Origin of the sequence: Novipirellula artificiosorum, from assembly GCF_007860135.1 — a bacterium.
GTDB classification, from domain to species: Bacteria; Planctomycetota; Planctomycetia; order Pirellulales; family Pirellulaceae; genus Novipirellula_A; species Novipirellula_A artificiosorum.
Genome location: NZ_SJPV01000020.1, coordinates 21,018 through 42,634, shown reverse-complemented (window position 1 = coordinate 42,634; position 21,617 = coordinate 21,018). Strand labels below are relative to the sequence as shown.

Annotated in this window: 13 protein-coding genes; 7 read left to right on the top strand and 6 right to left on the bottom strand. The window is 54.5% G+C overall.

Features of this window, described 5'->3' with window-relative positions:
• Positions 1-144: 144 nt before the first annotated feature.
• From Poly41_RS30770 to Poly41_RS30755, 4 genes are all read right to left on the bottom strand, one after another.
• Positions 145-3,456 carry an efflux RND transporter permease subunit gene (locus Poly41_RS30770; protein WP_146531212.1) on the bottom strand — a complete coding sequence of 1,104 codons (3,312 nt, stop codon included), beginning with the start codon at positions 3,454-3,456 and terminating at the stop codon, positions 145-147.
• A complete protein-coding gene (locus Poly41_RS30765; RefSeq protein WP_197231882.1) occupies positions 3,453-5,138 on the bottom strand; it encodes an efflux RND transporter periplasmic adaptor subunit in 1,686 nt (561 codons plus the stop codon). Before Poly41_RS30765 ends, Poly41_RS30770 begins: the two co-directional genes overlap by 4 nt.
• Before the next feature lie 316 nt (positions 5,139-5,454).
• On the bottom strand, positions 5,455-5,820 hold the full coding sequence (locus tag Poly41_RS30760; RefSeq protein ID WP_146531210.1) for a potassium channel family protein: 366 nt from the start codon (positions 5,818-5,820) through the stop codon (positions 5,455-5,457).
• Between the two features lie 253 nt (positions 5,821-6,073).
• On the bottom strand, positions 6,074-7,027 hold the full coding sequence (locus Poly41_RS30755) for a transporter (protein WP_146531209.1): 954 nt from the start codon (positions 7,025-7,027) through the stop codon (positions 6,074-6,076).
• Between the two features lie 549 nt (positions 7,028-7,576).
• Here Poly41_RS30755 and Poly41_RS30745 point away from each other — a divergent pair.
• The 7 genes from Poly41_RS30745 to Poly41_RS35565 are packed head-to-tail and all read left to right on the top strand — an operon-like array spanning position 7,577 to position 16,607.
• On the top strand, positions 7,577-9,649 hold the full coding sequence (locus Poly41_RS30745; protein WP_146531207.1) for a methyl-accepting chemotaxis protein: 2,073 nt from the start codon (positions 7,577-7,579) through the stop codon (positions 9,647-9,649).
• A gap of 1 nt (position 9,650) precedes the next feature.
• A complete protein-coding gene (locus Poly41_RS30740; RefSeq protein ID WP_146531206.1) occupies positions 9,651-10,103 on the top strand; it encodes a chemotaxis protein CheW in 453 nt (150 codons plus the stop codon).
• Positions 10,100-11,380: a CheR family methyltransferase gene (locus tag Poly41_RS30735; RefSeq protein WP_197231881.1), complete on the top strand. Its 1,281-nt coding sequence runs from the start codon at positions 10,100-10,102 to the stop codon at positions 11,378-11,380. The genes Poly41_RS30740 and Poly41_RS30735 overlap by 4 nt, the downstream gene beginning before the upstream one ends.
• Complete coding sequence (locus tag Poly41_RS30730) at positions 11,377-11,988, top strand: chemotaxis protein CheW (RefSeq protein WP_146531204.1); 612 nt, start codon at positions 11,377-11,379, stop codon at positions 11,986-11,988. The genes Poly41_RS30735 and Poly41_RS30730 overlap by 4 nt, the downstream gene beginning before the upstream one ends.
• A complete protein-coding gene (locus Poly41_RS30725; protein WP_146531203.1) occupies positions 11,985-14,351 on the top strand; it encodes a hybrid sensor histidine kinase/response regulator in 2,367 nt (788 codons plus the stop codon). The genes Poly41_RS30730 and Poly41_RS30725 overlap by 4 nt, the downstream gene beginning before the upstream one ends.
• Positions 14,348-15,385 (top strand): chemotaxis-specific protein-glutamate methyltransferase CheB, encoded by a 1,038-nt coding sequence (gene cheB, locus Poly41_RS30720; protein WP_146531202.1) that lies wholly within the window; start codon positions 14,348-14,350, stop codon positions 15,383-15,385. The genes Poly41_RS30725 and cheB overlap by 4 nt, the downstream gene beginning before the upstream one ends.
• A 10-nt stretch (positions 15,386-15,395) precedes the next feature.
• The gene (locus Poly41_RS35565) at positions 15,396-16,607 is read left to right on the top strand and encodes a SpoIIE family protein phosphatase (protein ID WP_197231880.1); all 1,212 of its coding nucleotides are present in this window, start codon (positions 15,396-15,398) and stop codon (positions 16,605-16,607) included.
• 112 nt (positions 16,608-16,719) lie between these two features.
• Here Poly41_RS35565 and Poly41_RS34565 read toward each other — a convergent pair whose 3' ends face one another.
• Both Poly41_RS34565 and Poly41_RS30705 read right to left on the bottom strand, forming a co-directional pair.
• Positions 16,720-20,199: an efflux RND transporter permease subunit gene (locus tag Poly41_RS34565; RefSeq protein WP_197231879.1), complete on the bottom strand. Its 3,480-nt coding sequence runs from the start codon at positions 20,197-20,199 to the stop codon at positions 16,720-16,722.
• A 65-nt stretch (positions 20,200-20,264) separates the two neighbouring features.
• Positions 20,265-21,557: an efflux RND transporter periplasmic adaptor subunit gene (locus tag Poly41_RS30705; protein WP_146531201.1), complete on the bottom strand. Its 1,293-nt coding sequence runs from the start codon at positions 21,555-21,557 to the stop codon at positions 20,265-20,267.
• Positions 21,558-21,617: the final 60 nt, after the last annotated feature.

Sequence of the window (21,617 nt, the reverse complement as noted above, 5' to 3'; positions counted from 1 at the left end):
TGTGGCTACGCTGAAGACCGCACGCGATTCATTCACGCATTCCATCCGCATGAATGCAGTTGGGCTGTTAGTGATGAATCCGTTTCTGTGGCGATTCTGAGCTGATGCCGCGACGTGAGCGTCCAGCGGCGAATCGTGTGCGAACTAAGTTTGACTCAGCTTGACAGGCTTTACACCAAAATGTTCGACGAGAATGCTGTAAAGCGATGGCACCACAAGCAACGTCAATAGCGTGGCGACCATCAATCCGAAAATCATGCACCAAGCCATGCCCTCCCAGAGCGGACCCCCTGCCATCGCGAGCGGCAAAAGTCCTCCAATGGTTGTTGCGGTTGTCAAAAAGATGGGCAGCAGCCGCTGTCTACATGCGTCGACAAGACAACCGCGAAACTCAGAAACGGTCAAGCCGCATATCGGGCCAGTCCCATCGGATTCTTCGGCCGCTTTCAAAATCAAGATGTCGGCGAACTCCATGAAGATAATGCCCGTGTTGAGCACAATGCCGAAGAGCGAAAGAATTCCCAGTTGAGGCATGAATCCCAAGGCGTTACCGGTGATGTAAAGCCCCGGCAATGCACCGATCAAGGCCAGTGGCAACGTCGCCAGAATGATCAGAGGCTTGCTCCAGCCGTTGTACTGAATCACTAGCAGCAGGATGATCGCGAGCAGCGAGATTCCCAGAGCCGCGGACAACTGAGCAGCGCCATCCTGCGAGTTCTCTAAGTTGCCGCCTGCTTCGACGCGAAAGCCTGGCGGCATCTCGTTAATTAATTGGCGCATTTCGTCGGAAGCCATGATCGCATTGACCACGTCATTTCCGCGGACACCGGGTTCGACTTGACACCGCACCTCGATCACGCGGTTTAGATCACGTCGACGAATTTGGGCCGGTTCCCAACGTACATCGACGTCGGCAAATGCGTTGAGCGGTATTTTTCCGTAGGTTCCTTCCACTGGCGCTGTCGGCAATTGCTCCAAATCGCCTCGCATTGCTGACGGAAGCCGCAAGAAAACGGGCACGAGATGATCGCCTTCACGAAACGTGGTCAGATGATGGCCACTGTAGTAGGCATTCAAAGTTCTTGCGATTCCCGAGTTACTGATCCCGGCCAAGTTGGCCGCGTCCTCGTCAACGTTAACACGTAACTGGTATCCGGAGACGCCCCATGAATCACTAACGTCCCAGGTGCCAGGATAGTTGCGGATCATCTCCTTGACTTGGTCTGCGAATCGCCGCAGTGTCTTTATATCGGCAAAGCCGGGGCCGAAAACTCGGAGCTCAACCGGATCGCCCGAGGGCCCCATCAGCAATTCTTGAGGGACGACGCGGGCTCCGACCACTGGCTTCAGGTCAAGTGATGTATCCCCCTTCTCGGCAATCTCGCGCAAGCGACGCACGAGTTCGGGTGTATCCGTTGCGTCGGTCGTTCGAACCAAAATTTCAGCATAGTTCGGCTTTCGAGACTCGGGCGCCCATCCCAGATACCAACGCGAGCCTCCGCCACCGACCATCGAGCGAATCGCACGAATCTTGTCTGTCTTATTGCCCTCGGCATCCACGGACGGACTCAGTTTTCGAAGGATCGTTTCGACCTGCTTCGCCGCTTGGTCTGTCTTCTCGATCGCTACATTTTCTGGTAGCCAGACTTCAATCGCGAATTGATCGCGGAGGTCCTGCGGAAAGAACTCGGAGCCGACAGGTAACATTAGCGATAGCGCGAACAATGCGATCGCCACACCGACGGTGACGAATTTGTAATCGATTGCCGCCTTGACTGAACTCCTAAAAAGCTTATCGCCCAAGTCGCTTTCGGCACCGGTTGCGTTGCCCCTTTTGTTGCGCCGCGACAGCAATGACATCAACCAAGGGAGTGGTGCGCTGGGCTTGTTCGGATCTTTTGGCGCGCGAATAAAAGCGGCAGCCAGGATCGTGCAGAAGGTCATGGCGAGGACCCAACTGAGCGCCAGCGTGATCGAAAGCGTCACAGGCAAACTATACACGTATTCTCGCGTACTTCCCTGCAGTGCTAACAGCATGGGTGCGAACGCGGCGATGGTCGTGGCCGTGCCCATTAACATGGGGCTCGCAACTTGGCTCGAACCTTTCACCGCAGCGGATTCCGGATTCATCCCCGCAATCTGGTTCGTCCGCGCTTGATCACATACCTGGACGGCGTTATCGACCAATAACCCCAACGCAATGATCAGCGAAGCGAGTGAGATTTGCTCAAGCTCGACGCCGAACAGGGTAACCAGGGCGATCGCCCCCAGGACCACCACGGGGATATTCGACGCCATCACCGCGGCCGATCGAAATCCAACGATCAAGTACACCACTACGACAACAATCAAAATGGCACCGATCACGTTGCTGACGACGTCACTAATCTTCTTGCTGACGTTTTGCGACTGATCCGAGATGGGTGTGATCGCGATGTCAGCGGGAACGCTTTGTTCAACCGTTTGCATTTCTCGGACTCGCTGCTTCGCCGCATCACAGATGGTGACAATATTCGAACCGGCTTTCATTGTCATCGCGACCACCACGGCGGGTTGCGTCGTGTTGGCATCGGAATAGCGACAGATCAGCTTTGGCGGATCTTCGTACTCGCGCACGATCTTCATACCAAGATCGCGCAGGTACACGGGGCGTCCATCGCTGCCATCCTCGCTGATCCCTGCCTTTCCACCAACGATCGAATCCAATTCTTCGACCGCGTCCAACTCACCTCCGGGCTTGACCGAAAAGCGACCCACATCCGTGTCGATGCTGCCACCACTGGCGACAATGTTTCGCGATTCAACCAATTGTTGCAACTGCGTGGTGGTTAGGTTCAATTGTGACCAAGTTGCGATGTCGGTTTCGACATAGATTGCCTCTTGACGCACGCCGAACTCGGCTGATTTGGCCACACCGGGCAACAGTCGAAGCTCGTCCTTGATGTGTTCCGAAATGACATCCAACTCGCGCAGCGTATAGCGTCGCTCTTCGCGAATCGTCTGCTCGCCTTCCAGTGGTTGCTGATAGACACAGAACACGATCACATTGGTGTCCCCGAATTCATCATTCACATCGGGCACGATTGCTGCGTCAGGCATTTCCACGCGCTGGACTCGAGCTCGAACCTTATTCCAAACATTGTCGATTTGCTCCGACGTGACCGAGTCTTCCGCGTCCACGTAGATCGTGGAGATGCCGACGTTGGTTTCAGAGTAGACGACATCCACTTCATCGATACTGTCGATCGCCTCTTCGAGTGGCTTGGTGACCAACTTCTCGACCTGCTCCGCAGGAGCGCCCGGCCAAACCGAGGTCACCACGCAGGTCCGTACGGTGTATTGAGGATCTTCCCGGCGGGGCATCGTCAATACCGAGATCACGCCCCATAGCAGAAGCAACAGGGTGATCGTGATCACAATCGGTCGATACTTGATCGCAAAGGCGGCAAGGTTCACCGTCGCACCTCGACTTCCTCGGCGACACTCACGGTTTCACCGTCATTGAGGAAGACGGCACCTGCTGCGACAATCTTGGCACCCTCTTCCAGCGGCTGATCATCAACGGCCTCAATCCGTCGCAGCGATCCGACCGGATCATGAACCGTCACTTCCAATTTTCGGACGGTACTCCGATCCTCGCTCTGGTCGATGACGAACACAAAATGAGTGCCTGATCGTTCCATGATTGCGTCCAACGGTACGTAGAAACCGGGCTGCGTCTGGTCGCCCGCCAAGTCGATCGAAACCAAATCCCCTGGGCGAAGTTTCCAACGTTGGACATCGTAAAAGACCAGATCCCCTGACCAGGCTTCTTCGTTCCCTGCGGGCAAAGTGATTTCCTCGACGAACATGTCGGTCGTCGGGTCCATCTCCACACCGTCCGCAAATTCAACCTCCCTCAGCACGGCGATCCCAAGGATCGGGATCCGTAATTCCCCAGGAATGACTCGCAGCTTCTCCACTTTCAAAACTCGCTGCGACTCTTGGCTCAGCATGCCGATGCGCTGGTTGAGGATCCTTAGGATGTAATAACCATCATCGTCCTGATGTAGGCTCTGCTCCTTGACGAATAGCGATTTCGGGTTCGCTCCAAAGCCTGCGATCAACATCCCGATTGTACTGGTGCGTGCCACGACTTGGCTATCGAATTCCGCCGGCAATTCGCTTTGTGTTTTTGTGTTGGGCAACATCAAGGTGATCGTGAAGGTACGCGTGTTGGGGTCGGCGACCGGATCGATCATGTAGATCACAGCCACCTGTTGAAGGATCGATCCGTCCGGTTGCGGGATGTAGATTCTGACCTGTTCGCGATGGTTCAAATTTTGAGCGGTCGACGCCGAAACCTCAAATTCAACTTTGATGGGATGCATCATTTGAACGGTAACGACCGGATCGCCCCGCTCAACATAACTTCCTGCGATGACGTGGACCTCGGCAACCTGGCCTGGTACCGACCAGTGGAGCCGACAATCGGCCAGATCACGTTCCGCCTCTCGAAGTGCCTCTTCTAGTTCCAAAATCGACGCCTCGATCGATGCCACTTCGGCCCCCTTGGCTTCTCGCAGGGCCTGCACCTGCTTCACATTCGCTTGTGCCTCCGCAAATTTGGAACGAACCATATCGAGGTCTCGTTGGGAGCCAGCGTTCTGAGCAACAAGGCTTTCATTTCGTTGCACCTCGATCTCTGCCAAAGTGACTTGGGCTGCTGCGGCTTCCTGCTGCGCGGGGATGACGTGATCGAGTTCAATCTGAGCCGCTTCACGTTGCTTCTCCGCTGTCGTGATCTGGGCCTTGGCGCTCTTGACACTCAGTTCATATCGGGTTGGATCGAGGCGGGCCAACTCGGTTCCGCTAATGGAACCGGCTGCGTCAGGCTCCGAGAGATCGCCGAGGATATCCGTTTCCGGTTCGACGACAAATTCAACTCTCCCGGCAACCTCAAAACCAAGCTTGTCGGTCTTCCACGAAGCAACCGCTCCGGTATAGCGATCGAATCTCCCTGGATCCGTTTCCAGCAGCGTGAGTACAGAAACCGGCCGCGCCGATTTCACCTCAACCTCGTCTCGTTTCGACTTGCAACCCATCGCGGAGACGCACAGCACCGCAAGGACGATCGTTGATTGAGCTATCTTCTTCACGGAACCTCTCTCCAATACAGTCACCCCGACGAAACACATTGCCATTTTTCAGTACGGGACTCTCGGGAGCTGTCTACAGTAACCTACGGAACACCAATCGGCCAGATGTCGCTCGAGGAGACGCGTTCAGCAACCTTGCTGTCTCGGTCGGTATTGGACGAGACGAACCTTCACATTCAGCTCATCACTGCGTTCTCCGAGCACCTTGGCGCTGGCGGTTTGTAGCGCGCCGCCGATGTGCGCGAGTGCCGATGATGTGAGCGAGGGAGGTGAACACGCTGGTGTGCAAATAGACAGCATCGCGGTTAATTGCGTGCTACTCTTCGTCGTGTTCCCGTTGTTCCCAACGAAAGGAAGTCGCTTGGGCAAGCGCGCGAGTTGCAATTGCAACGACAAGACCGGTAAACACGGTCCCAATCAGTCCGACGAAGACGCACAGCACACGTCCCAATGGCGTTACCGGAGTGATGTCGCCATAGCCTATCGACAATCCCGTGATGAAGGAAAAGTAGAGCGCTTCGCCCAAGCTCAACCTTTCAATATGCGAAATGGCTACGCCACAAAGGAGTATCAACAACAGCAAGCCTGCCAAGACTTCGCGAATGTAGCCTGCATAGCGAAACATATACCGACTGAATGTCACAAAGTTTTGCAGACGACGATTGCGATGAGGATGAGGCATTCGTAAAGCTCAGAGAGGCAAAGGTTTTGCGGAAGGAGGGTTGGCATGCATCGAGTTGCAAATCTATTGTGCCGGCGGCGAGACGTAAAGCGTCATCGCGAAATTTGCGTCGTTCCCTATCGATAAGGCCCCGACCCCACACTCAACGACTGGGTGACGGGCTCAATATCAGGCGAGTCCGCTCGGGAAATCAGAGAAGGAAACAACACGGCGATGAGATCCGCTACTCAAATCGACGAAGATTCCGTTTGGGTTACCAGAGAACGGAGAATCCTGCTGCAAGGCTGTCCGAATCGACGCCAACCGGTGTTTGAGTTCGTCGCGACAGATACGTAAGCTGGCCACCAATCTGCTTCGAGATGGGGTAGCCAAGTGCAAGTCCCCAAATGAGCGAGTCCCTTGGATCATCTTTTTGAATTCCGTTCACCGTTGACTTACCGCCTGCGCCATAGGCGAATCCAGTGCCAACCCAGAGCCCCGGTTGGAAAGTGTAGTCGATAATCCCCTGGACCGTATGGAGCGGATCCTGCTTGAGTTGATTCCCGTTAAAGAACTCTTCGTTGTCCGTGTAGAACCAGGAGGAGACGGTCATTTCGACCGACCATGGACCTTCCTGGTGCACTACTCCCAACTGAGGCCGAAACGTGAACCGGTTGGTGCCCAAGTTGATCAGCTTGTCATTGAAGTACTGTCCCGTCGGAAGTTGTACTTCGAGCGCCACACCCAGAATCGACTCACTCATGGACGAGGCCCGATACTCGCCGAATTCTTTACCGGCCAAAGGGGGCGTACCAATTAGGTTCACTGCGAAACGCAGTAGCGTATCGGACCAACCATGACGTGTCGTACGAATCGGTACACCATCGATCAATCCGCTCCACTGACCATCCTGGTAAGCCTGTGCCAGGTCGACTCGCGCCGATTTTCCCAACAATTCAAAGGTCCGTATGTACTTCAACGGAATCGTGCTCAACTCCGACTCAACGTCATCCAACAATAGGACAGGGTCGAAGGCGATATCGGCACGAGTGAACACATAGCCGCCACCAAGGAAATTGGTATCGATCGGCAGATGGCTCCAGCGCCTTGGCTGCAACTCCTGAGCACGGCACGTAAGCGTCAGAAATGCCACGAAGAAACAGACCGCGACGAGCCGACAGCGGCTGGAACCGATGCGGGAAATCGTCGAGTCGTTTGTCCATTCCATGCTGAAAAACCAGAAACCGAGAGAGCGTCTTCGACCTTTATCGACTGGCAAGACAGGCAAACTTTAGGGATTGAGAAGATTGCAACGAAGATAACGAAGATTAGGGGTGATCGCGGCAGCGAGTCTGACGCTTTGTCACAGCCAAGAATCAGGGTCGCTTGTATTGGACAAGGGAGGCAAGGCCGGCTACCTATAGTCCCGGAGCATCTGGAACAAGGTGAGTCGGGAGCGGATGCGATTCATCTGAATCTCGAACTCTGGCGAGTCAAGAAACCCGGGCCTCAACGGAGGGGGGACAAGGATCTCACGCGTCTTCAGTTCCCCGATCAACGGCACATGCTCTACCGCTAGCTTACCGACCAACCGTTACGAGCGGAATAAACCAAAGAAGACAAGTCTCGAGGTTGTCGTAGTGGGCGATCATTCCCCGAGAATTCGCTGATTCGATGGCACTGCTTTGACCATTACTCTTGTTTGCGACTCGTAGGTGAACTACGCTCGAAGAGTCTCCGAGGAAACTACACTGATGCCTTCTTCACAGACCGATTGATGCTAGAATTGATTCATAAGATTCGCCGCCGGCTCGTTGGTCGGATGCTCTTGTTTGTGGTGCTGCCAACCCTCCTGATCTTTGCGTTGGTTATCTATCTGTCGAGCCTGGCAAGCTTCAAAAATCTAAGGCAATCCGAAGAAGAGTATATCCAGCTTCAAGCCCGAGTCGTCGCGACTCAGATTGAAGACTTGAATGCCAGTGCTGTGATCTCGGCACAGCGAATGGCTGACGCACAGGTCGCGGGGATGTTCGGTGACCGCGAAGCGTCGATCGAATACGCTCGTATCGTTCTCGAGAATTTTGATGGCATCACGGGTGCTTACTTTGGTTACGAACCGAATGCTGACGGGCAGGATAGCGAGTCGCTTGGAAAATTGCCGACCGAGGCAATGGACCCAAACGGTCGCTTTATTCCGTATTGGTTTGTCGACTCGACCAAGGGACGTACAACTTCGCTAGAACCCTTGGTCGATATGGAGTCGAGCCTCTACTACAACGGCGCAAAGAAGGACTTCGAAAAGACAGGAAAGCCAGCTTACAAGGTAACGGAACCTTACGTTTATCAAGGCAAGATGATTACCGAGCAGGTATATCCGATCGTAATCGATGGTCAGTTCAAGGGTGTTGCAGGCGTCGATTTTGCCCTTGCTGATATTGATACGATGCTGCGGCGGATCGCAAAGTCCGAAGAATTCGATATTTTCTTAATCAGTGCAAACGGCAATTTCATTGCGGCCTCGTTGGATCCCGTCGACGGCGAACTGGATGTCAGCAACGAAAGGCTCTTGACTCGTAACGTGGAAGACATCCAAGCAGCAGAACTGTTTGTGCGATTGATGAAGGACAAGAACATGAACGCGCCGCTGCTTGAAGTTGACCCAAGTGAGGGCGAAAAGTACTACTTTGCTGCGGCGCGAGTGCCTGTCGGCAATTGGACGGTTGTGGTGCGAAAGCCAGAGAGTATTGTCTTGGCACCGATCTGGGCCCAGCTTCGGTCCCGTCTCATTTTTGCATTGAGTGGAATCTTCTTGATCATAGCGTTATTGTTGGCGATGACCGTTCGGTTGGCGCGACGCGTGAACGAGGCCGTTGAAGCGGCCAAGCGAATTGCCGCGGGCGATTTGACGGGAGAATTGGAATTCGCGGCCCCGGAAGAGTGCGTGGACGAGACCGGTGTACTACTTCACTCGATTGGCAACATGACCGTGAACTTGAATCGTCTTGTAGGCAACGTCAAACAAGCGAGCATTCAGCTGAATTCGACGGCAACCGAACTCTCCGCAACAAGCCATCAACAAAAGGCGACGGCGAGCTCGTTCGGTTCCTCGGCAAATCAAATTGCAGCTGCGACCAAACAGATCTCCTCTACCAATACGGAATTGCTTGGCACGATGGAAAACGTCAGTCAAGTGGCTGTGGGCACGGCCGAACTGGCAACCGCTGGGCGATCCGGGTTACAGAACATGGAAGAGAGCATGCGTGACTTGGACAAAGCCACCGGTTCCATTGGAGAAAAGTTGGCGGTCATCAACGACAAGGCGTCGAACATCACAGGTGTTGTGTCCACCATTACGAAGGTCGCCGATCAGACGAATCTGCTGTCGGTCAATGCTGCGATTGAAGCAGAGAAGGCAGGCGAATATGGTGTCGGATTCCTCGTCGTCGCTCGCGAGATTCGTCGACTGGCCGATCAGACATCCGCTGCGACTTTAGATATCGAACAGATGGTTCGTCAAATGTTGTCGGCCGTTTCCGCCGGCGTGATGGAAATGGACCGGTTTACTGACCACGTCCGTCGCAACGTCAAGGATGTGGCGACGATCAGCCAGCAAATGTCGGACATCATTGAGCAGGTCAACAGCAATACGCAGCAATTTGAAAGCGTCAATGAGAGTATGCAGAGTCAAGCACAGGGAGCCGAGCAAATTAGCAGTGCGATGGGGCAATTGACAGCCCATGCGGCTCAGTCGTCCGATGCGATCCACGAATACTCTCGCGCTGCTGACGATTTGCAGCAGGCAATTGAATCACTCAAATCTTCCATCGCCTCATTCCAGTTGAAGTCTTGAGATGCACGTCGTTATTTGGACTTCGAAGGGCCAACGCTATGCAACGCCTTCGTCATCCATCATCGAGGTCATCCCCGTGGTGCAGTCGCGACCGGTGGTGGGAAGCGAGGATTGGCTGCAAGGACTCTTCGACTATCGAGGCCGTCTCTTGCCGCTAGTGGATTCGTCTCGCTTGTTGGGCCATACCGCGAGTGAGATTCGGATGGCAAGTCGCATCTTGGTGATCCGCCCGTCGGACGATACGCAGGACGACCGCCACCACCTGGGTTTGATCGTTGAACAAGTTCTCGGCAGCGAGGATGTCGATTTCGACAAGGGCGAGGAATCTCGATCATGCCAATTGTCTTCCATCGCGTTTCTGGGGCCGGTTGCCTGCATAGGAAATTCGACGGTTCAATTGACGACCCCATCGCGTCTGCCGACGTGTCTCAACCAACAGGCAATGGACTCATGACTGCAAATGCAAGCACACAAATGCAGCAGCAGTTCGCCAAACAGACTGGGCTCAGCCTCGGCCTTTTACAGACGCCAACGATCGCGGGTTTTGTAAAACGTCGTTGTCTCGAATTAGGGTTGGACGATGAATTGGCGTACCACCGGCTCGTGATTGGAGATCCATTAGAAACAGAACGTTTGGTCAAACAAGTCTCCGTTCCCGAAACATGGTTCTTTCGGTATCCATCGTCCTACGATTTACTGGTGAATCACAGCGCCGATCTTTTGAGTGGACCTCGGCAAGACTTGAGGATGCTTAGTATTGCTTGCGCGACTGGCGAAGAGCCGTACAGCATGAAGATGGCGGCGGTGCAATCAGGGTGGCCAGATGACGGCATCCGCATCGATGCGATTGATCGCCATGAAGCATCCGTTGCGATTGCACGTCGGGCCGTTTACGGCAACAACTCGTTTCGAGAGCCCATGCCTGCTTGGGCGGAGCGATGGTTCCATCGCACTCAAGACGCCATGCAGGTCCACGCCAACATCACGACAAACGTCGAATTCATGGATCGGGATATCTTAAACGGCTCGTGGCCAGTCGGTTCGACCATCTACGATGTTGTTTTCTGCCGAAATCTGTTCATCTATCTGAATGATTCTGCGCGAACGACATTGTCCCTCCTGCTTTCGTCGCTCCTACCCCCGGGTGGTATTCTGTTTGTCGGTCACGCTGAAGTTTCGATTCTTGCTGGAGACTGCTTCGAGCCGATTGGAGTGAGGCACAGCTTCGCTCTGCGTCGAAAACACTCGCGGGCCATCGCGCAGCCGCCCTTGCTACGTCCTCGCAAACTGCCACAAGTGACGGATCGGCAAAGAAGTCGAGCTCATGCGGACGAACTTGAGATCGCTTTGCCACAGAACCGAATCGATCTGCCAACTGCCGAATTGAAGACTTGCCAAACCCAGGCGTTAGCGGATGCTCGCGCGATGGCGAACGCTGGGCGAATTGAGGATGCGATCACCGTACTGGAGTCTATCGAGTCGCCCACTGCGAACGGTCCCGATTTTTATGAGCTACTTGGAAGCATCAAGCTCAGCTTGGGCCAGATCCAAGAGGCACGCGAAGCCTTTAACAAAGTCCTCTATTTCGAGCACGACCACGATGGGGCATTGTTGCAACTGGCCATTATCTATGATCGACTTGGAAATACGGAACAAGCATCCCGCTTTCGGCAACGTGCCATTCGTGCTCACGAGGCCAAGCCCCAAAAGCTATCGGATTCTGAGCCATGAACACGCCGATCCAATCGACGGACGAAGACGTCAAGCTACAGGTTGACACGGACGATGAGGCGGCAATACAGCGGTTGCTGGACAAGCCCTTATCGCTCGATGACCTTCGAGAGCGTACACGGCGTGTTGCAATGCCACTCGAGATGGGCGATCAGGACGTTGTTCGTTTACTGGTCTTCCAAGTCGGCGAGGAACTCATGGCCGTCAAGGCGGTGGAGGTCCATCAAGTGACTCAAGCGACTCCGGTACACCGGATCCCGCACCGGTCCAATCACATTATTCGTGGGTTATGCAATTTAGATGGAGACTTGATGCTTTGCGCCGACCTCGAAAAGCTGTTGGATTTAAGGGAAGGGACTCGTGATCGCACAAAGGAAAAGCAGCGATGGATGATCGTTTTGGGAGACGAGCCAAACCACTGGGTTGTGGAGATCGACTCGGTAAGGGGCGTGATCGCGTTTACCCAAGACACTTTTCGAAGGCCGCCCATTACCGTTGACGCCGCCTTAGCACGTTACACAAAAAGTCTCGTCCCACTCGATCAGGAAACGGTAGCCCTGCTTGATCTGCAGCGGGTCGTCAGCGGTTTTCAGGCGGCTTTGCGATGAGTGGTGATCTATCGGGTTTCTCAATCTTTGAGTTGTACAAGGGCGAGGTCGATTCGCACCTCGCCGCTCTGAGTGAGGGACTTTTGGCGATTGAGGGGGATCAAGGGGATCTTTCCGAGATCGAGCAACTGATGCGGGCGGCGCACTCGATCAAGGGAGCGGCCGCCATCGCGGACATCAAGATGATCGTCGAATTGGCCCATACCATGGAGGACTGCTTTGTCGGTTTCCAGAAGGGTGTTGAGAGTATCGAATCGGCGAGAATTGACCAATTGCTTGCGGCAGTGGATCTCATCGGAGAAACAACGCAACTGTCGGAAGATGAACTCGATGCATGGCAGTCTTCGCGAAGTGATCCATGCCTCCAACTGAGCAATTCATTGCGAGAACCGGCGAGGGAATCCAAGCCCGCCGCTACTCAAGACATTGCTGAGGTCGAACCGGACCCTGTCGCCAAAACGGCCCTGCAAACCGAAACGACTACACCGGTAAGCAAGGAATTGCTCGCGACCCAGAAGCCACTCACCTCGAGCAACACGCCACTCGTTGAATCCGAGAGGACGTCGTCAGCACAGGCAGAGACGGCGGGTTCCGAGTCATCCGTGGAAAGAAAACCTGAGGCGGTGACGGACCAGCGGACCGTTCCGGTTAACGCTCAGAATCTTGATCGCATCATGCGACTTGCTAGCGAGTTGATCGTCGAAGCACGCAACTTGCAATCAATGCAAAAATCTCTGACTGCTTTGAGAGAAGTACAAAGCAGTTTTTCGCAGTTGTTGGAACGAATCGGTGGCCCCGGCACGACAACCGGCGAATCCGACCTTGTAAGGAATGAACTTCAACGCATCCACGCCGCCACGGATGAGATACTTCAGCAACATGCAGGGCGCCTCGAACGAGCGATTTGGCGATCGGAGCGAACGTCGACGGCACTTTACCAGCAAGTCGTCGGTAGCCGCATGCGTCCTTTCGTCGAAGGCACGCAATCGTTTCCCCGAATGATTCGGGATTTATCAAAAGCACTCGGTAAACAAGTCTCCTTTACGGTATTGGGACAATCCGTGGCAGTCGACCGCGACATTCTGCGCAAATTGGAGGCGCCGCTCAATCATCTTCTTCGTAACTGTGTCGATCACGGTATCGAAAATCCTGAGGAAAGGCGTACGGCAGGGAAATCAGAGACGGGAAAGGTCACGTTAGAAGCCCGGCATCACGCTGGAATGCTAACCATTGAAGTGCGAGATGACGGTCGCGGAATCGACGTTGATTCGTTGCGAGACAAATTGGTCCAGCGCAATTTGGCCGCCCGTTCGATGGCGGAACAATTCAGTCATGCGGAAGTCTTTGAGTTCCTTTTCTTGCCAGGTTTCTCCACAGCAAACGAGGTGACCGAGGTCTCGGGACGCGGTGTTGGTTTGGACGTCGTGCGTTCGATGGTTCAAGATGTTTCCGGCACCGTACGCGTTGAGTCGAAGTTGGGGGCCGGTACCACGTTCACTCTGCGTCTGCCCGTAACGCTTTCGGTCATCCGTGCCGCCCTAGCAGAAATTGCCGGCGAGTTATATGCTTTTCCTCTGGCCAAACTTCACCGTATTGAGCGAGTGCCAATCGGTGCGATTAGCCCTGTGCAGGGAAGATTGCAATTTACTCTCGATCAGACGTCGGTCGGTCTTGTGCGTGGCACGGAGATTCTCAATCTGAGTGACAATTCTCAAGCCGAGGATTCCTTGTGTGTTGTGGTGATCGGCCAGGTTCAGCATCTTTGTGGTATTGCTGTCGACAAATTCATTGGCGAGCAGGATCTGGTTGTGCGTCCGCTTGACCCGCGTCTAGGCAAGGTGCCTCACGTTTCTGCTGCTGCGGTGACCGAAGAGGGGGATCCGCTGCTGATTTTGGACGTCGAGGATCTCCTAAATTCAATGGGTCAGTTGTTGGGTGAAGGGCGAATGCGCGGCATGACATCGTTGGCCACCCACGACAAGAAAGCTGTACCGAAGGTGCTTGTCGTCGACGATTCCATTGTTGTGCGAGAGACCCAGCGACAGCTGCTCACAGCGATGGGCTGCGAGGTTGACGTGGCGGTTGATGGCCGAGACGGCTGGCACGCCTTGCAGGCTAAGGCGTATGATCTCGTTGTGAGTGACATCGACATGCCCCGAATGAATGGCATTGAGCTGATTCGGACGATCCGCCAGGATCCCCGCTTCGTGGATCTTCCGATCATCATCGTCTCGTATAAAGATCGTGACGACGATCGATTGCAGGGCTTTGAGGCGGGCGCCAACGCCTATTTGACAAAGGGGAGCTTTCACGATGATTCCTTCACGAGAACGGTGACCGACTTGATTGGAGAAATGGATTGATCCGCATCGCCATTGTTAATGATGTCCGAATGGCAGCGGAGGTCTTGCGCCGCATTGTCGTTTCACTGCCGGACGCCGAGGTCGCCTGGATCGCTGAAAATGGGCAACAGGCAGTTGATCGATGCCAGTCAGATACGCCGGACATCGTGCTGATGGATCTGATCATGCCAGTCATGGACGGTGTCGAAGCAACTCGGCAGATCATGCAACGAAGCCCGTGCTCGATTCTTGTCGTGACTGCGACAGTGAGTGGAAATTCGAACAAAGTCTACGAGACGCTTGGGCACGGCGCGATCGATGCCGTGAACACGCCGGTGCTGGGCCGCGACGGCAATATCGCCGGTGGCGACGAGCTCAAACGCAAACTACGTAACATCGTACGACTCCAGAGCTCTGGTGACGTGGCGTTGAAGCAAACGCACTCAGGTTCGCAGATTTCGGTGTCTCGATCGCAAACGGCTTCGGTGCCGATTGTGGCAATTGGTGCGTCGACCGGTGGACCGCAAGCGCTGGCCACGCTACTTGCGAGTCTTGCTCCTCCCATCAACTTCTCCATTTTGGTCGTTCAACATCTCGATCAGTTGTTCGTGCCAGGATTTGTCGAATGGCTTGGACAAGAGGTCAAAGTGCCGGTTCGCCAAATTGAGGCGGGTATTCTGCCGCAAGTGGGAACCATCGGCGTTGCCTGCACGAAGGATCATCTCGTGTTAACCTCCAAAGGTGTCTTACAATACGTTCGCGAGCCAGCCGAGCATCTCCATCGACCGTCTGTGGACGTGCTGTTTGATTCCTTAGCCAAGACATCGATGCGACCAGGCGTCGCCGTGCTGTTAACAGGTATGGGGCGCGACGGAGCTGCTGGCTTGAAATCGTTAAAGGACGCTGGTTGGAGCACGATTGTTCAAGATCAACAAACGAGTGTTGTTTGGGGAATGCCAGGAGCAGCTACCAAGATGGGTGCCGCTGATCAGGTGCTTCCGCTCAATCAGATTGGCCCGACCCTTTCCAGAGCGATGTCGAAAAGAACTGAGTAATTGAAAGTGGATGATGGCCGAAGACAAAGCAAATACGATTGACATCGAGAAACAATTCCAGCAGAAAATTGTCGTCTTGCTTGTCGATGATCAGGCCATGGTGGGGGAAGCCGTTCGTCGCATGTTGGCGCCGCACGAGGACATCACGCTGCACTATTGCCAAGATCCACGCCATGCGCTGCAACGTGCAATCGAAATCCGACCGACGCTCATCTTGCAAGATTTGGTCATGCCAGAAATCAGCGGTCTGGATTTGGTACCTCAGTACCGCCAAAACGAAGCGACCCAGGACACTCCGCTGATCGTGCTGAGTACAAAGGAAGAGGCTGAAACCAAAGCGAAGGCGTTCGCTCTTGGGGCCAATGACTATTTAGTCAAACTACCTGACCCGGTCGAATTATTGGCACGTATTCGATACCACTCACGCGGCTATATCAGTCTGTTGCAGAGAAATGCAGCTTACGAAGCACTGGCCCAAAGTCGACGTCATATGGCCGAGCAACTCGAAGCCGGATGTAAGTATCTGCTAGCCCTGCTGCCCGAGCCAATTGAGTCTCCGGTTGCCGTAAGTTGGTGCTACGTTCCTTCGGCCGATCTAGGTGGCGATACGTTTGGGTACTATTGGATCGACGAGGATCACTTCGCGTTATACCTCATTGACGTCGTCGGACATGGTCTTGATTCAGCATTGCTGTCAGTCACCCTGATGAACGTCCTGCGCTCCCGAGCACTTGCAAATACCGATTTTTGTGAACCCGGGCAAGTACTCAAGGCGCTTAATGATGCTTTTCCCATGGAGGAGTATGGAGAGAAGTGTTTTACGATGTGGTACGGCGTCTATCAACCAAGCACGTCGACGCTGGCTTGGTCTGGAGGTGGGCACCCTGAAGCCTTGTTGTTCGAAGGCAGTCCCGAGAAAACAGCGGAACCACTTCGGTTAGAATCCCAGGGACCGATGATCGGGATGATGCCGTGGGACGAGTTCGAGTCTGGCCGCTGTCATGTCGGTTCAGGGTCTAGTCTTTTCGTGTTTAGTGACGGTGTCCATGAGATTCATAAAACGGACGGCAAGGAATGGGAGTTCGAAGATTTTGTGCAATACCTCGCAGCGATCCGCCAATCTGCTGATCCAACGATGGACCAGTTGTTGCGTCACGTTCGCGAGTTAGGCGGCTCCGATCAACTCGATGATGATTTCTCGATCTTCGAGGTTAAGTTTTAGGCCATTCGACTTGCCCGTGATTTCTGCGCAGGAGCCAACACTAGAAGCAGTCGCCAGCAAGTACCCTTCGCAAAACGACGACAACGGCGTTGCGTGATGCGCAAGTGCGCGACTACGAATGGTCTTGCTCGTCCTGATCATCCATGTGAACGGTCAACGATGTGGCGACAGGTTCAACGGGTTGGGATTCGAGTTTTTCCACTTTCTGTTTTGCACTCATCCAGCGGACGACATAGTAAAAGACCGGTGTGAAGAAAATGCCGAAGATCGTTACCCCGAGCATTCCGCTAAAGACCGCCAAGCCAAGCGTGAATCGCATCTCTGCGCCAGCGCCCTTCGCCAAGACCAGCGGAACGACGCCCAGAATAAAGGCGAACGATGTCATCAGAATCGGCCTCAGACGCAATCGGCAAGCATCCACCGTCGCCTCAAACCGCGGCTGCCCCGAGTCCTCGAGTTGTTTGGCGAATTCGACAATCAAGATCGCGTTTTTCGCCGCCAACCCAATCAAGACGATCAAGCCGATCTGTACGAAAATGTTGTTGTCCAAGTGGGCAAGCCAAACGCCGGTTAACGCAGCCAGGATACACATCGGAACGATCAAAATGATCGCTAACGGTAATAGCCAGCTTTCGTATTGGGCGGCGAGTACAAGGAAGATAAACAAGACGCCCAGCGGGAATGCAAGCTTGGTCAGAATGTCCTTCGACGCCAAGATCTGTTGGTACGTCAACTCGGTCCATTCGTATCCCATCGTTGTGGGAAGCGAGCTGTCCGCCAGGTCTTCCATCATCGTGATCGCCTGGCTCGAGCTAACTCCCGGTGCGGTTGCACCGTTCAGCTCGGCCGAAGGATAGAGATTGTAGTGATTGACGATCGGTGGCCCACTGGTGTTTTCCACCTTGAGCAGCGTGGCTAAGGGAACTCGATTACCATCGGCATTTCGGACTTCCAACTTTCCAATGTCCTCGGCCCGCATGCGATAGCGTGGATCCGCCTGCACATTGACCTGCCAGTTGCGATTTTGAAAGGAGAAATCATTGACGTAGGCCGAGCCCAAGAACGTTTGCAGTGCTAGGTGGACTTCGTCCAGCGATACGTTTTGCGATTTGACCTTTTCACGATCGATTTCAGCATACAACTGTGGCTGAGAGACGCTGAATGTCGAGAACACGCCGACTAACCCCGGCTGATTACGCGACTCGTCGGCCATGTTCTGAACGGCCCCTTGCAGCGCTCGTAGCCCCGCTCCGCGACGGTCTTGAATCTGAAGCTTGAAGCCACCGGTGCTGCCGAGACCTTCGACCGGTGGAGCGCCGAAGACAGCCGTCTGCGCCTCCTGAAACTCGGAGAACTTCTGACGTAGCCTCGCAATCACGGCGGGCGCAGCCAGTTCCGGTTTACCTGCCCGCTCCTCAAATGGCGACAACACGACAAACATGCCGGCTGCGTTCGAGATGTTGGTGTTGAGCAGCGTCGAGTAACCGGCTAAGTCGATGGTGTGGGCGACCCCTTCTGTCTCACGAGCAATCTTGCTCAGCTTTCGTACCAACTGATCACTTCGCTCCAGACTGGCGCCATCGGGAAGCTGTGCGTTGACGACCAAGTATCCTTTGTCCTGTTCCGGGATAAAACCGGCGGGTACGATTTTGAATCCGAGAAAGGTCAGAAACATCATCACGCAGTAAACGCCCAAGACGATCACGAAGGTTCGTAACATCAGACTGACGCACCGACCGTATCCACGAATCGTGACATCGAATCCCCAGTTGAAGCCATCAAAAAATCGGTTGAGAACCCAATTCACAGGATGACTCAAGAACCAGCCGGCCACCGAGCCGACAAAGAACAAAGCAATCCGCAGCCAATCAGGCGCCGTGGGGCCGTGGCCCTTGGCCGCCTGAATGTCCAGACCCGTCCAGTGTGCCACCAGACCCGACAAAAAGACGTAGGCGATCAAGCCGCCAAGAATTGCGATCCCCAAACGCGGAAGCGCCTCGCGCTCCGAAGACGCGTGGCCATGGGCTCCGTCGCCCTTGTCGTGCGGCTTCAGCAGTAGCGCACAAAGAGCGGGGCTGAGGGTCAGCGAATTGAATGCCGAGATCACCGTCGAAGCGGCAATCGTCAAGGCAAATTGCTTAAAGAATTGCCCGCTGATTCCAGCCATGAACGCGGTGGGTACAAACACCGCACAAAGTACCAGCGAAATGGCAATGACCGGCCCCGTGACTTCCTCCATCGCTTTGCGGCAGGCATCACGAGGTTTGAGTCCCGTCGCCATCAGCCGTTCGACGTTCTCAACCACCACGATCGCATCGTCCACCACGATACCAATCGCCAGCACAAGCCCAAACAGCGACAGGTTATTGAGCGAAAAGCCAAACAACGCCATGAACGCGAAGGTACCGATTAAGGATACCGGTACGGCGACCATCGGAATAATCGTGGCTCGCCAATTCTGCAAGAAGACGAGAACAACAATAAACACCAATACGAATGCCTCGATCAGCGTATGGTAAACGCTGGTGATCGATTCGCTCACAAAGACCGTTGTGTCGTATTCAATCTTGTATTTAACGCCCTCAGGAAACCGGGTTTTCAGTTCGGCCATTTTTTCACGAATCGAGGCGGCCGTTTCGAGCGCGTTGGACCCGGGCAATTGGAACACGCCGAGCGTGACAGACGGTTCACCGTCAAGGTAACTGTTCACGTCGTAGTTCTTCGCGCCCAGTTCAATTCCTTTTTCGACGACACGGCCGGCATCATCGTAGGTCTTCTCACGCACCACGTCGCGAAGGTAGACCATTTGGCCTCGCTCGCCACGTTTGACAACGATCTCCTCGAATTGCTCTTCATTCGACAATCGGCCTTGCACGTTCAGCGGAAGCTGAAACGGAACGTTTGCACCCGTTGGGATCGGCGGCTGGCCAATTCGGCCGGCTGCCACTTGCACGTTCTGTTCCTGGATGGCCTGGATCACGTCGCTGGCAGTCATCTGCAGTGACGCAAGCTTATTCGGGTCGAGCCAAATCCGCATACTGTAATCGCGCGGTCCCAGGAAACTGACGTCCCCCACACCCGAGACGCGAGCCAAGTCATCTTTGACGTTCAACAAAGCGAAGTTACTGAGGTAGAGTTGATCGTAACGTCCACCGGGCGAAATCAGGTTGACGCACATCAAGATGCTGGCCGACTTCTTTTTCGTCGTCACGCCAATCCGCTTGACATCTTCTGGCAATTTGGCTTCGGCAACCGCCACACGGTTTTGGACCAACACCTGGGCCGTATCAAGATTCGTGCCAAGTTCAAAAGTGACGTCGAGCATCATCTGACCGTCATTGGTGCACTTGGAAGACATGTACAGCATCCGCTCGACGCCGTTCACTTCCTGCTCGATCGGCGTCGCCACGGTCTCGGCGACCGTAACGGCGTTGGCACCTGGGTAAGTCGCCGTCACCTGAACCGTGGGCGGTGTCACGTCGGGATACTGCGCCACGGGCAACTGTGATACCGCGACTCCACCGAAGATCACGATGACGATGGACAGGACCGAGGCAAAGATGGGACGGTCAATAAAGAAGTGAGAGATCATGTGTGCGGTTCCTGAAGCGATTGATGTCCGTTCGGCACGGAGGAAGGGTCCTTGCGAACGTCAAACTATTCCTCAGCAGGACTGGTCGATTCTTGGATCGGTTCGACCGGGTAGTTGATGCGAGCCCGCTGAAGCCCCATCACGATGATCCGGTCGTCCGACGTGATGGCCGGTTCGTCGCTTCTCCCAGGCAGAATCACCCGTAGCCCGTCGTCCAACAGCTTGGCAGGAGTGATGTCGCGGCGTGTCACCACGTTCTTATCGTCAACGACCAACACGTAGCGTATGTCCTGGTCACTTAGGATCGCCGTATCCGGAATCAGCACAGCATTGTACGGTTCGCCTGCTGGAATTCGAATCTTCACGCGTGAGCCGGGAACAAACAGCCCCTGTTTGTTCTCGACCACGCCTCGCACTTCCACAGTGCCCGTTCCCGAATCGATTCGGTTGTCGGCAAATTCGAGTATTCCCTCGTGAGGAAAATCGCTATCGGAATCAAGTCCGAATCGGAAGGGGATCTTTCGCTCACGTAACGATACCACGGATTCCTCGCCGTCCGCCTGACGGGCTCTCATGTATCGTTGAAGGGTCCGCTCATCAATCGAGAAATAGGCATAGACCGGATTCACCGACACGATCGTAGTCAAAATTGGATCGCTCCCACCTGCGTTGACAAGGTTTCCTTCGGTCAACAATGCCCGACCGATACGTCCTGAGATGGGCGCTGTGATTCGAGAAAATTCCAGGTCCAATTGGTACGTCTTGGCCTCTTCCTGTTTGGCCAGTACCTGGGCCTCAAAGGACCCCGCATCCGCCACCGCCTCTTCGAGTTCTTGCGCGCTGGCAGCGTTCTGCTCTAATAACGATTTGTAGCGGGCAACGATCTTGTCCGCAGCGATTTTCTGGGCTTCGAGGGCTTGGCTTTGGGCAACGGTTTGATCGATCTGGACTTGAAACGGTCTCGGATCGAGTTCAAAAAGCAATTGTCCTTGCTCGACCATCTCACCATCCTGGAAGTGTACCTTTTGGATGTGACCACGAACCCGGGCACGAAGTTCGACAACCTCGGGTGATTCCAGCAGCCCGTTAAACTCATCCTCATCGGTCAATTCCCGCTGGACCGGATGGCCAACGGTAACCTTTGGCGGGGCAGCGGCCGGTTGCTGTACTTCCGTTTTACAGCCGACAGCGACAATCACGAGTGGCCACAGGAGGAACAAACTGATCCAACGCGAGCGTCCCGATGGCAAATCAACACCAGCACGCCGAGCCAACGGCAACGCGATCGTCTTGGAGGGATCAAAACAAAGATCGACCGCGACTTGAGTTTCGGACGCCTTGGATGGCTTCACTGTCATCACCTCTTTTCCAATGGAGAATCTTTTCACAATCAATCAGTAATGTAGTATCGTAAAACC

Bases quoted from the DNA above. Each gene is read 5' to 3' on its own strand.
- Poly41_RS30725 (WP_146531203.1), top strand. From the start codon at position 11,985: ATGAGTGGTGATCTATCGGGTTTCTCAATCTTTGAGTTGTACAAGGGC.
- Poly41_RS30735 (WP_197231881.1), top strand. From the start codon at position 10,100: ATGACTGCAAATGCAAGCACACAAATGCAGCAGCAGTTCGCCAAACAG.
- Poly41_RS30755 (WP_146531209.1), bottom strand. From the start codon at position 7,027: ATGGAATGGACAAACGACTCGACGATTTCCCGCATCGGTTCCAGCCGC.
- Poly41_RS30740 (WP_146531206.1), top strand. From the start codon at position 9,651: ATGCACGTCGTTATTTGGACTTCGAAGGGCCAACGCTATGCAACGCCT.
- Poly41_RS30760 (WP_146531210.1), bottom strand. From the start codon at position 5,820: ATGCCTCATCCTCATCGCAATCGTCGTCTGCAAAACTTTGTGACATTC.
- Poly41_RS30730 (WP_146531204.1), top strand. From the start codon at position 11,377: ATGAACACGCCGATCCAATCGACGGACGAAGACGTCAAGCTACAGGTT.
- Poly41_RS30705 (WP_146531201.1), bottom strand. From the start codon at position 21,557: ATGACAGTGAAGCCATCCAAGGCGTCCGAAACTCAAGTCGCGGTCGAT.
- Poly41_RS30745 (WP_146531207.1), top strand. From the start codon at position 7,577: ATGCTAGAATTGATTCATAAGATTCGCCGCCGGCTCGTTGGTCGGATG.
- Poly41_RS35565 (WP_197231880.1), top strand. From the start codon at position 15,396: ATGATGGCCGAAGACAAAGCAAATACGATTGACATCGAGAAACAATTC.
- Poly41_RS34565 (WP_197231879.1), bottom strand. From the start codon at position 20,199: ATGATCTCTCACTTCTTTATTGACCGTCCCATCTTTGCCTCGGTCCTG.